The following is an 11765-nucleotide window of genomic DNA, read 5'->3' as shown; positions in this document are numbered from 1 at the left end:
TGAGCGTGCTTCTCGCCGGATACAGCGCCGCGATCGCCGGGCGGGCGGTCGTGCTGCTCGCCGTTCCCGCGCTGATCTCGTCCACAGTGGACTCAGTGATCTCCGGCAGCACCAGAGGGTTCACCGCACTCGCTCTCGTCCTGGGGTGCGGCGCGCTGTGCGAGGTCGCCGTCGCGCTCCTGGGAGCCGCCGCGATCGGCGGCCGCACGTGCGCCCTGCGGGTCCGCACCGTCCGGCACCTGCTCGCGCTCGGCCCGCGCGGCGGCCTGAGCGCCGGTGACGGGGTTTCCCGCGTCGTGCACGCCAGCGCGGAGACCGCCGAGGCCCCGTTCATGATCGTCCGCGTCGTGGCGGGCGCGGCGGGCTCGGTCGGCGGGCTCGTCCTGCTGTGGCTGGTGGACTGGCGCTGCGGCCTCGCGTTCCTGCTCTCCGTCCCGGTGGTCCTGCTGCTGGCCCGCCGGTTCCTCGGCGACGTCACCCGTGCGCAGGGCGAGTACTTCCAGGTCCAGTCCCAGCTCGCGGACCGGCTTCTCAACGCACTCACCGGCATTCGCACGATTCGCGCGTTCGGCACCGCCGACCGGGAGACCGCCCGTGTGCTGAGTCCGCTTCCCGCCTTGTCCGCCTGCGGCAGGGCGTTGTGGTCGGTGCAGCGCGGAGCCGTGTGGACGATGGGGCTGCTGGTCGCGCTGAGCGAGGTCCTGGTGCTCGCCGTCGCGGGGTGGGGAGTCGCCGGTGGACAACTCACACCGGGCGAACTCCTTGCTGTGGTGGGGTATCTGTCGTTGGCCAGCGCGGGCTTCGACCAGATCGACAGCGTGCTGGAACTCGGCTATGCCAAAGCGGGCGCGTCCCGGTTGGACGAGGTCCTCGCCAAGGAGCCACCTCGTGCGGGCGCGGTGATGGGGCTGCACGGCCCGGGAGCGCTGAGGTTCACCAACGTGACCGTGATCCGCGGACAGCGGCGCGTGCTCAACGGACTCACCCTGACGGTCCCGGCAGGCGTGGCCATGGCCGTCGTCGGCCGAAGCGGCTCCGGCAAGTCCACGCTGGCGGAAACCGTTGGCAGGCTTTGTGATCCCTCCAGTGGAGACGTGGTGCTCGACGGTGTGTCGGTGCGCGACCTGCCGTGGTCGGTGTTGCGCCGCGCGGTGACCTACGCCTTCGCGAGGCCCGTGCTGCTCGGCACCACCGTTCGTGAGGCGATCGGTTACGGCGCAAGGTATCCGAACGTCGTCGACGCGGCAGAGGCCGCTCGCGCCGACTCGTTCATCCGCCACCTGCCGCTCGGGTACGACACGCCGTTGGCTGATGCGCCGATGTCAGGTGGCGAGCTGCAACGCGTCGGACTGGCGAGGGCACTGGTGCGACGTTCCCGCGTCTACGTGCTCGACGACGCGACCTCGGGGCTCGACGCGGTGACCGAGGCCGAGGTGGGTGCGGCGATCACCACGCGGCTTTCGGAGCGCACTAGGCTGATCATCGCGCACCGCGCGGAAACCGCGCAGCGCTGCGATCTCGTCGCCTGGCTGGAGCAGGGCTCGGTTCGCGCGGTGGCCACGCACGACGAGCTGTGGGCGGATCCGGACTACCGCGCGGTCTTCGGGGAGTGACGGATGAGTTCCTTGCTGCTGCGCCATCTGCGCTCACAACGGCCCGTGCTGCTGCGGGTCGCCGCGTTGTCCACAGTGGAGGCTGCTCCGGCGCTGGCCTCCGGCCTGGTGATCGCGGCGGCGCTCGACCAAGGCTTTCTCGTCGGTTCGCCGATGGTCGGCACGGCCTGGCTCGCGCTGCTGGCGGCGCTGCACGTGGTGCGAGGGCTGGCGGAACGAGCGGTCTTCCCGCTCCTCTCGGAGGTCGTCGAGTCCTTTCGCGACAGTCTGGTCTCCCGTGTCGTCGGCGGCACGATCCACCGCGCGGCCGACAGCCGCTCCAGCCACAGCTCCACTGTGGACTCGGCGGCGGTCGGAAGGCTGACGGGCCAGGTCGAGCAGGCACGCGGCCTCACCGGGGCGCTGCTGCGCACGGTCCGCCCCATGGTGCTCACCCTGGTCGCGGCGGTCGCCGGGTTCGTCGCGCTCGCGCCGAGCCTGGTGCTGATCATGGGCGTGCCCCTGCTGGTGGTGCTCGTCGCGTTCCCGTTCACCGTCCGCGCGCTGGCTCGCCGCCGCCGCGAGGTCGTCCTCGCCGACGAGGAGGTCGCCGCCCGTTCCGGCCAGGTACTGCTGGGCCTGCGCGACATCACCGCGCTCGGCGTCCAGGACCGCGCGGCCGAACCGGTCATCGACGCCGCCGAGCGGCACGCGGCGGCCAGTGCCGCCCAGGGCAGGGTCGAGGCGGTCCGGGCACTGCTCACGATGGCGGGCGGCTACGTCCCGCTGCTGCTGTTGATCGGCTTCGGGCCGTGGCTGCTCGGCTCCCGGGTGCTCTCGCCAGGAGAGTTCGTCGGCGCGGCGACGTACGTCACCGCCCACCTGCTGCCCGCGCTGCGCATGCTGACGGGAACGGTCAGCGGGCTCTGGACGCAGCTCGCCGTCACACTGACCCGCATCGCCGAGACCACCGCCGCGCCTCCGCCCACCGTCCGCGACTCGGCGCTCCCGGAGGGCTGCGACGTCATCGCGGAGGGGCTGACCTTCTCCTACGGGGCGGCCGCCGAGCCGGTCGTGCGCGAGCTGGACCTGGCGATCGCCGCGGGCGACCACCTGGCGATCGTGGGCGCGAGCGGCAGCGGCAAGTCCACCCTGGCCGCGCTGCTCGCGGGGGTCGAGGAGCCGGACACGGGGCGCGTGCTGCTGGGCGGTGTCCCGATCACGTCAGTGGACCGCGGCGAGGTCGCGCTGATCCCGCAGCAGGCGTTCGTCTTCGTCGGCACGCTCGGCGAGAACCTCCGCTACCTCGCGCGGGAGGCCACCGATGCCGAGCTGGACCACGCCGCGGACGCCCTGGGGATGCGCCCGATCGTGGACCGGCTCGGCGGCTACTCGGCCGTCGTGGACGCCGCGGCGCTCTCCGGCGGCGAACGCCAGCTCATCGCGCTGGCCCGGGTCTACCTCTCCCGCGCCACGGTGGTGATCCTGGACGAGGCGACCAGCGAGCTCGACCCGGCGGCGGAGGACCGGGTGGAGCGCGCCTTCGCCGCGCGCCGGGGAACCCTGATCGTGGTCGCCCACCGCCTCGCCTCCGCCGACCGCGCCCGCCGCGTCTTCACGTTGTGTGCGCTCGGCGCGCAGGAGACCGTCCCCAGATCGCGATAGGCCCGCCAGAACGCGCCCAGCGCGGTCCTCCGCCGATCCCCTGCGCTGGCGTGGCCGGGGTTTCGCGTTTTGTCACCTTGATGTGCAAAAGAGCGCTCCCAAATCGCATTAAGGCTACAAAACGCGAAAGGAGGGGCGTGCGTGGTGGGCTTCGGGGTGGAGGGGGTGGAGGGGGTGGAGGGGGTGAAGGGAGTGGAGGGGGTGGGAGGACCGGGGGAGGGGGTGGAGGGAGTGGAGGGAGGGGGAGGGGTGGGAGGTCGGTGGGGTGGTGTCGCTTCGTGTGGGATGCCCGTGCGGTGCTCGGTCCGCGAGCGCCGAGTGCGGCGGGAAACCCGGGGGGAGTGGGCGGTTAGTGGGGGTCGCGGACGGGCATGCAGCCCCACTCGGCCACCGGGCCGGTGACCTGGGCGAGCACTCGCTCCGCGCGGACGTCGCCGTTGACGCAACCGTTGCCGACCGAGACGCCGTAGACCACGATTCCGGCGTTCGAACTGGCCTCGACGGTGACGGCCTCGGCGCGGTGACCGAGTCCGGTCAGCACGCGTCGCACCGACTCCGGCGTGATGTCCTTGGCGTCGCGCACTTTCTCCAACGCGGGCCGGATCTGCTCCGCGGCGGCCTCGATCGGTTTCTTGGCCTCATCGGACAGCTCACGCGGCTGCTTCCACGAGTTGTTCTCCCGGTGGTGCGGAGCGCCGTCGCCAGGGTTGTTCTCGTCGTGCGGCGCCGAGGGCGCCGGGGTGGTGGTCGCGATCTGGTGCTGCTGAGGCGGTTGCTGTCCACAACCGACAAGCACAACGAACGCGCTCACACCGACAAGAAGAAGCCGAACTCCCATCGCTCCACTGTGTCACGGCTGCTGTGTCACGGCTGCGCCACAATGCCGTCTCCGGACCTCGGGCGTGGTGGGCGGAGGCGGGGAAGAGGTACGTAGGCTGACCTCGTGGTCACCCCTGCTGTGACATCGGACCCGCCCTTCTCGGAGCCGGAGCCGGAGATCGCGCCCGTTCCCGTGCGACGCGGGCGGTCCGTCGTCGTGCGCGTGGTCGGGGCCGCTGTCGCCGGTGGGCTGCTCTACGCCAGTTCGCCGCCGCGGAACCTGTGGTGGCTGGCGCCGATCGCCTTCGCCGTGCTCGCGGCGGTGTTGTGGCGGCGACGGGCTCGGGCCGGATTCGGCTACGGCCTGGTTTTCGGCCTTGCCTACCTTCTGCCCCTTTTGTTCTGGCTGGAGCATTTCCTCGGTTCCGGGTTCGGGCCGTGGCCGTGGTTGGCGCTGAGCCTCGTCGAGGCGTCGCTGATCGCCGTCGCCACCGCGGGCATGGCTGCGGTCAGCGGGCTGCCCGGAGCTCCGGTGTGGATGGCCGCGATGTACGTCGCGGGGGACTTCCTCCGCTCCACCTTCCCGCTCAACGGCTTCCCCTGGGGCCGCGCCGCCTTCACCCAGCCCGAGGGGCCCTACCTCGCCCTCGCCTCGCTCGGCGGCTCCGCACTCGTCGGCTTCGCCGTCGTGCTCACCGGCTGCGCGCTCGCCGCGCTCACCCGCGCGGGCGGCTCCCGGCTCACCGCGCTCGCACTGGTCGTGCTCCCGCTGCTCGCCGGGCTGCTGACGTGGCCGTCGGTCGGCGTCGTCGCACAGAACGGCACGGTGACCGTCGCGCTGGTGCAGGGCAACGCGCCCGACGCCGGGCTGGACCTGATGAACGAGATCGGCGTCATCCGCGCCAACCACATCCGGCGGACCCGCCAGCTCGTCCAGGACATCCGGGCCAACCGGGTGCCCCAGCCGGACCTGGTGATCTGGCCGGAGACCGCGACCGACCTCGGCCGCTCGGCCGCCCAGGACGCCGAGCTCGACGAGGTGCTGCGCTCGCTGGGGGTGCCGTCGCTGATCGGGGCGCGGTTGACCAACCCAGACGGCACCACGAGCAACGTCACGGTGGACTGGTCGCCGACGACCGGGCGCGGGCGGGTCTACGCCAAGCAGGAGCTCGTGCCGTTCTCCGAGTACGTGCCGATCCGGGACGCCGCGAGGGCCTTCACCCCCTTCGTCGACGGGTTCCGCGACATGACCCCGGGCACCCGCATCGGGTTCCAGCACGTCGGGACCGTGCCGGTCGGGGTGGGCATCTGCTACGAGGTGGCCTACGACCGGGTGCTCGCCGAGGCCACGCGGGCCGGCGCCCAGCTGCTGGTGGTGCCCACGAACAACGCGTGGTTCGGCCGCACCGAGATGACCGAGCAGCAGCTGGCCATGTCCCGGCTGCGCGCCGTCGAGCACGGCCGGGCGGTGCTGGTGACCGCGACGAGCGGGGTCAGCGCCGTCGTCATGCCGGACGGTTCCGTCACCCGCAGGACTGAGCTGTTCGACTCAGACGTCCTAGTGGCAGCGGTGCCACTGCGGTCGGCGACTACGCTGGCCACTCGGCTCGGTGGATGGCCCCAGGGGACCCTGGTCGCCGTCGCACTGGCAGCGCTGCTGCTCACCGGGGTGTCGGCGCTCCGGCGCGGGCGCTCCGCCCACCTGGCCGAGGCGACACAACACAGCTCGACCTGACTTACCGGACTGAACAGGAAACCGGACGCGGCCGTCGCCACCCGCGTTCGGCGAGGAGGAATCGGATGTCGGACCAGCGCGAGAGCGTCGACGGTGATCTCGGCCGTGTGCTGGTGGTGATTCCCACGTACAACGAGCGCGAGAACATCGGGCCCATCATCGAGCGGCTGCACAAGGCGCTGCCCGAGACCCACGCGCTGGTGGTGGACGACGGGAGCCCCGACGGCACCGGTGAGCTCGTCGACAAGCTGGCAGCGGCCGACGAGCGGGTGCACGTGATGCACCGCACCGAGAAGGCCGGGCTCGGCGCCGCGTACGTGGCGGGCTTCGGGTGGGGCCTTGAGCGCGACTACGGCGTGATCGTGGAGATGGACGCCGACGGCTCGCACGCTCCCGAGGACCTGCCCCGGCTGCTGGAGGCGCTCACCGACGCCGACCTGGTGATCGGCTCGCGCTACATCCCCGGCGGCAAGGTGGTCAACTGGCCGAAGCGGCGGTGGATCCTGTCCAAGGGCGCCAACACCTACGCCAAGCTCGCCCTCGGCGCGCGGATCAACGACATCACCGCGGGCTTCCGCGCCTACCGGCGCGAGGTGCTCGCGAAGATCACCCAGAACGACGTGGAGTCGCTGGGCTACTGCTTCCAGATCGACCTCGCCTGGCGCACGGTGCTCGCCGGGTACCGGGTCGCGGAGGTGCCGATCACCTTCGTCGAGCGCCAGGTCGGCGTGTCGAAGATGGGCGGCGGCATCATCGGTGAGGCGCTGGTCCGGGTCGCCCAGTGGGGCCTGCAGCACCGCGTCTCGCAGGTGAAGCGGTTGTTCCGGCGGTCATGAGCTGACCCCTGACATGGCGAAAGGCCGTCCGGGCGGGAGAACCGGACGGCCTTTCGCATGGCCCCGTCCCCGTGGGGGACAGGGCCGTGGGGGTCAGGCGCTGGAGCGGGTGCGCCGCCCGCGCAGCTCCTCGAGGCGCTCGCTGAGCAGCTCCTCGAGCTCCGCGATGGACCGCCGCTCCAGCAGCATGTCCCAGTGCGTGCGCGGGGGCTTGCTCTTCTTCTGCTCGGGCTCCTTGCCGTCGATCACCTTCGACTCCAAGCCGTGCAGGCGACATTCCCAGATCGCCGGCAGCTCAGCGTCGTCGGCGAAGGGAACGTCGAAGTCGTGCCCCTTCGGGCACGCGAACCTGATGGTTCGGCGAGGGGCGAGATCGTGGTCACGATCGGTCTCGTAGCTGACCGCCCCGAGCCGGCTGCCCCGCAGTACGCGGTCGGCCATGACGGTGGTCCTTTCGCTCGGCTCGAGGCCGCCCGCCTCGAGCGTCGTGCTTACTGAGTGCAACGACGGAGAGGGCTCTGTCGTTCCCGTTTTGGCTAACTGGTAGCCCTCGGTGATGTAGTTCACCGGTCAACGAGGGCCACACCTGTAGGGATGTCATCGCGCGGCAGTTGTGACGCGTTATCCGCCCCTTCAGCTACGGGTCCACCCAAACGGGGGAACCCTACTGTAAAAGCTTCCGGCTGGGTGAGGTGTAGTTCGCCAAACTGGACTGCCCGCGGATCAAGATCGCCAATCCGTTCGGGGTACTGAGCCCAATTTTGGTGACTTACAGTAGTCTCACGGTCGCCCGCTGCCCTTGTACGCTCCGTGTCACCGCGCTGTCACCGGTCGCCGAGAACATTCGCTGCGGGTACCTCGCGGCCTCGGGCCGGTAACCGCGGCCGGTCAGGGAGCACCCGTTTGTCGGTGCCGTACCAGCCGAGCGTCGTCATCGTGTCCATCCCCATGTCCGCCGGAACCGGGGCCGGACCGGTCACCGAGCGTCCATTGTGGCCGAACCTGACGGAGCGAACCCGCTGGAACACGCGCGGTGACCATGATGTGACCCGGTGGCGGCCGTGACCGGTCCGGCCGGTGTCCGTCCACAGTGGTCGGTCGGTCAGCGGCCGGCACGGACGCGCCGCCCGATACCCCACCGTAACGAAAGCAGGGGCCGGTTCATTCCCGGTGGCGAGGCGGCCGGTCGCGTCGTTCAGTGCGCTGAGCGCCCCGAACGGCACCTGGGGGCGCGCGGCGGGGGAGTTGATTGGACATCGATGTCAGTTCGAGAGCAGCTCCGGCAGGTGCGGCGTGCTGAGGTGGTGGACCTGGTAGTGGACCCCGTCAACCGCGGGCGGCGTGGTCCACAGCGTGAAGCGCAGCAACTCCCAGCCGTGCGGGTTCACGGCGAGGGCGGTGGTGTGCACGCCAGGGGTCGCCGCGAGCCTTCGAGTGTCCTCTGTGGACTGTTCGATGAGGTCGGTCAGGTCCGCGTCCGGCGCGATGACCTCGGTGTGCTTGGTCGCGGTGTGCGGGAAAGCGCCGTGGTCGGGGCCGCTGAGCGCGGTGACGCCGGTCCACTGCTGGACCACCGGGCGGCCGAAGTCCACTGACAGGCCGCGGAAGCCCGGTCCGAACAGGAACTCCCGCTGTCCCGACGCCGCCGCCCACAGGTAGAACGGCGCGTACTGGTTGACCGGGGAGCCGTCCACGCCGCGCTCGCGCACGCAGTACGCCTTGAGGCCCAGTCCGGGGAAGGCGTCCAGCAGGTGGCCCCTGGTGGCGACGCGTGTCCGGATGATCTCCATGTCGTAGTCGGCGGGCAGGGTGATCTCGTACTGCATCGCGAGCACGGTGCCGCTCCTAACGGTCCGGGTGGAGGTGCGGGGCGAGCAGGGCGAGCGCGCCGGAGACGGCTTCCTCGAAGGGGGCGGGGGAGCCCGCGGCCCTGGCCAGGACGTAGCCGCCCTGGAGGACCGCGGCGATGGCGGCGGCGACGGCTGCCGGGTCCATGGCGGGGTCCAGTTCCTCGGCGATCACCTCGGCGAGGCGGGCGCGCAGCCAGGAGAAGGTCTCCGCGACCGGTTCGCGCAGGGTCGCGCTCGCGATGACGTCGGGGTCCTGGGCCATCCGGCCGATGCGGCAGCCGCGCAGGACGTCGCGCTCGCGCAGCAGGTACGCCTCGATCCGCTCGTAGGCGGTTCCCGGCCCGCCGAGCTGCGCCTCGGCCGCCGCGCGCATCTCCTCGGCGGTGCGGCGCAGCGCCTCCAGCGCGAGCGCGGGCTTGCCGTCGAAGTGGTGGTACATGCTGCCCTGGCCCGCTTCGGCGTGCTGCTGGATCGCCTTCGGGCTGGTGCCGACGTAGCCGCGCCGCCACAGCAGTTCCTGGGTGCTGCGGACCAAGCGGTCCCTGGTGTCCACGCCCGCACTGTACATACCAGTAGGTACAGAATCCAGGGGCGCGTTCAGGGCCCCGGAGGAGTGTCCGGGGCCCTGAACGGGGGCGGGTCAGGAGGCGAGGAGGTGCCGCCGGGCGGGGCGGCGCGGGCGCATCGCGTCCTTCGGACCGACCGAGACGAGCTCGAAGTTCTTCTTCAGCGTGCCGAGGCGGTGGATGAGCAGGTCCGGGCCCGCCACGCACAGCCGGGTCACGCCCTGCTCCAGCAGGGTCCGGGTGATCTGCCCCCAGTGCACCTGGTTGACGACGGAGTCCACCAGCATCGTCCGGACGTCCGAGCCGGTCGTCACCAGCGAGCCGTCCTGGTCGGAGACCACTGGCAGGGCGGGGGCGTCGAAGGAGAAGCGCGGGAAGACCTCGTCCTGCATCCGTTTGCGCAGCGGTTGGAGCACCTGCGCGTGCGCGGGTGGCCTCATAGTGGTCAGCGAGTAGCCGCCGCGGTCGCGCACCTGCTGCTTGAACCCCTCCAGGTGCTCCTCGGCCATGGTGACCAGGTGGACGTCCTGGTCGAAGTACGCCGAGACCTCGTGCCACTCGCCGCGCTCGGTCATCCCCGCGAGCACCTCCTCCAGCCGCTCCAGCGGGGTGCGCACGATGAACTGGCTGACCAGGTCCTGCTGCTCGGTGCGGTAGTAGTCCACCTCGCAGGCGGCCAGCTCGGCGGTCAGCCGGACCAGCTCCGCGAAGGGCATCGCGCCGGAGTACGCGGTGGCGGCGCGTTCACCGAAGCTGGGGCCGACGCACAGCTGCGGCCGGTGGCCCAGCGTGTGCTCCGCCCAGTCCGCCATCGCCAGCGAGTTGACCACGAACGCGATCTGGGAGACCTCGGTGTAGCCGTCACCCGCCGCGCGCAGCGCGTCCAGCACCGAGTAGCCCAGCGCCGCGTCCGCCTCGGCGAGCCTGCGCCTGGCGAACGGGCTGACCATCATGAACCTGCCGACCTCGGCGAAGCGCGAGGGGCCCATGCCGGGGAAGACGATGGCCGTGCGCCCCACGCCCGACGTCCGTTCCGTCACCCTCATCCTCCTCAGACCGGCTCGACGACGGCGAGGGCCTCGAGCTGCTTGCGGTCGAACTTCCCGTTGCGGTTGAGCGGGAACCGCTCCAGCACCGCGACCCGGTTGGGCTGCTCGTAGGGCGGCAGCACCGAGCAGATCAGGTCGCGCCAGTAGACGTGGTCGCGCTGCTCCTCGTCCTGCACGAAGAAGGTGAGGCTGGAGCCCCTGCGCTCGCACGGCAGCGCCACGATCTTGGCGGTGACGCCCTTGGCGGCGAGCTGGTGCTCGATGATCTCGGGGTGCAGCGTGTGGCCGTTGCGGTGCACCGCCATCTTGCGCCCCGCGATGAACAGGTTGCCGTTCTCGTCGAGGTAGCCGAAGTCGTTGGTCTTGTACCAGCCGCGCTCCACCGGCTCGACCACGCCGTCGGCGTCGAGGTAGCCCTCCATCAGGTCCGGGTCGAGCACCTCGATCTCGCCGATCTCGCCGGCGGGCAGCAGCGCGCCGTCCTCGGCGGTGATCCGCAGCTCCAGGCCCGCGACGGCCTGGCCCGCGCCGACCGGGTTGTCCACGGTGGCGAAGGCGACGTTGCCCATCTCGGTGCTGCCGTAGCTGTCCAGCAGCGGCATGCCGAAGGTCTCCACGGCGCGGTCGACCAGCCCGGCCTCCAGCGGGGCGGCGCCGCTGCACAGCATGCGCACGTTGCTGAACTCGCCGACGGCGCTGGGGCGCTTGCCGACGATGTTGAGGATGCTGCGGTAGGTCGAGGGCGCGGCGTCGACCACGGTGGCGCCGGTCATGCCCGCGATGCGCAGCGCGCGGTCCAGCCTGCGGTACGGCGCGATCACCAGCGAGCACTTGACCAGCCAGGAGATCAGCACCATGGACAGGCCGTACTGGTGGTTGAACGGCAGCAGCGGCAGCAGCACGTCGCCGGAGTGGTGGCCGACCAGGTCGGCGTTGCGCTGGAGGTTCTTCAGGAAGCGGCCGCCGTTCTTGACCACGCCCTTGGGCACGCCGGTCGAGCCGGAGGACCACATGATCAGCGCGTCCGGCAGCGCCTCCCACGCGGTGAAGTCCAGGTGGGAGTCGATCGGCGTGCGGCCCGCGGCGGCGACGGCCAGCTCGTAGGTGTAGACGACCTGCTCGCCGACCGCGATCGGGGCGTCGTCGTCGACGATGACCAGCTTGACCCCGGACTGGCGCGTGGTGCGCTGGGTCTGGTCCGGCTTCTCCTGGTGGTCCACCAGCACGACCGAGGTGCCCAGGTGCATCAGGGCGAACAACGTCGAGAGGTACGCGACGGAGTTGTCCGCCTTGAGCAGCACCCGGTCGCCGTAGCCGATCCCGCGGTCCCGCAGCGCGTCGGCCACGCGCAGCGCGCCCTGCTCGAACTCGGCCATGGTGAGCACGGAGTCGGGAGCGAAAATCTTTGCGGACATCAGTATCGAACTCCTTTCCTGGTCTTGATCGAGGCGGATACCCCTCGAGAGAAGAATCAGGTGATCCGTCGTTCGATTTCGGCGTGCTTGACACCAGGTTCGGTCAAGTATCCGGAAACTGAGGTTATGCGTGAGCTCGGTCGCACTGAAGGGGTGCACTTCCACCCCGCGCCCATCGCGAAGTAACTCGCGGGCCAACCCGGATGAACTCACCTGATAGCGTCCCGCCGGAATCGTC

10 protein-coding genes are annotated in these 11765 nt (G+C 70.9%); 4 read left to right on the top strand and 6 right to left on the bottom strand.

Translation table 11 applies throughout. The annotated features are described in order from the left end of the window. The first annotated feature begins 5 nt into the window (after window positions 1-5). The gene (locus ACFFQA_RS10940) at window positions 6-1613 is read left to right on the top strand and encodes an ABC transporter ATP-binding protein (RefSeq protein WP_377851646.1); all 1608 of its coding nucleotides are present in this window, start codon (window positions 6-8) and stop codon (window positions 1611-1613) included. Between the two features lie 3 nt (window positions 1614-1616). Beyond that, window positions 1617-3257 (top strand): ATP-binding cassette domain-containing protein, encoded by a 1641-nt coding sequence (locus ACFFQA_RS10935; protein WP_377851645.1) that lies wholly within the window; start codon window positions 1617-1619, stop codon window positions 3255-3257. 349 nt (window positions 3258-3606) lie between these two features. Here ACFFQA_RS10935 and ACFFQA_RS10930 read toward each other — a convergent pair whose 3' ends face one another. Beyond that, window positions 3607-4068, bottom strand: a complete 462-nt coding sequence (locus ACFFQA_RS10930) for a hypothetical protein (protein ID WP_377851644.1) — start codon at window positions 4066-4068, stop codon at window positions 3607-3609. A gap of 132 nt (window positions 4069-4200) precedes the next feature. On the opposite strand from ACFFQA_RS10930, the gene lnt reads away from it, so the two are divergent. Both lnt and ACFFQA_RS10920 read left to right on the top strand, forming a co-directional pair. Further along, on the top strand, window positions 4201-5811 hold the full coding sequence (gene lnt, locus ACFFQA_RS10925; RefSeq protein WP_377851643.1) for an apolipoprotein N-acyltransferase: 1611 nt from the start codon (window positions 4201-4203) through the stop codon (window positions 5809-5811). A gap of 65 nt (window positions 5812-5876) precedes the next feature. Then, on the top strand, window positions 5877-6647 hold the full coding sequence (locus ACFFQA_RS10920; RefSeq protein WP_377851642.1) for a polyprenol monophosphomannose synthase: 771 nt from the start codon (window positions 5877-5879) through the stop codon (window positions 6645-6647). A 93-nt stretch (window positions 6648-6740) separates the two neighbouring features. Here the strand turns inward: ACFFQA_RS10920 and ACFFQA_RS10915 are convergent, their stop codons facing one another. The 5 genes from ACFFQA_RS10915 to ACFFQA_RS10895 all read right to left on the bottom strand — a co-directional run bounded on the left by ACFFQA_RS10915 (window position 6741) and on the right by ACFFQA_RS10895 (window position 11527). Beyond that, entirely contained in the window at window positions 6741-7088 is a 348-nt protein-coding gene (locus ACFFQA_RS10915; protein WP_377851641.1) for an RNA polymerase-binding protein RbpA, read from the bottom strand. An 821-nt stretch (window positions 7089-7909) separates the two neighbouring features. Beyond that, window positions 7910-8473, bottom strand: a complete 564-nt coding sequence (locus tag ACFFQA_RS10910; protein ID WP_377851698.1) for a DUF4865 family protein — start codon at window positions 8471-8473, stop codon at window positions 7910-7912. 19 nt (window positions 8474-8492) lie between these two features. Continuing rightward, complete coding sequence (locus ACFFQA_RS10905) at window positions 8493-9050, bottom strand: TetR/AcrR family transcriptional regulator (RefSeq protein WP_377851640.1); 558 nt, start codon at window positions 9048-9050, stop codon at window positions 8493-8495. 87 nt (window positions 9051-9137) lie between these two features. Continuing rightward, window positions 9138-10103, bottom strand: coding sequence for an ACP S-malonyltransferase (locus tag ACFFQA_RS10900; RefSeq protein WP_377851639.1), 966 nt, complete (start codon window positions 10101-10103; stop codon window positions 9138-9140). An 11-nt stretch (window positions 10104-10114) separates the two neighbouring features. Beyond that, window positions 10115-11527 carry a class I adenylate-forming enzyme family protein gene (locus tag ACFFQA_RS10895; protein ID WP_377851638.1) on the bottom strand — a complete coding sequence of 471 codons (1413 nt, stop codon included), beginning with the start codon at window positions 11525-11527 and terminating at the stop codon, window positions 10115-10117. Window positions 11528-11765 lie beyond the last annotated feature (238 nt).

This window comes from Allokutzneria oryzae (assembly GCF_042429765.1).
Taxonomy (GTDB): Bacteria; Actinomycetota; Actinomycetes; order Mycobacteriales; family Pseudonocardiaceae; genus Allokutzneria; species Allokutzneria oryzae.
The sequence above is the reverse complement of the archived record's forward strand: the minus strand, read 5'-3'. Positions and strand labels throughout refer to the sequence as shown.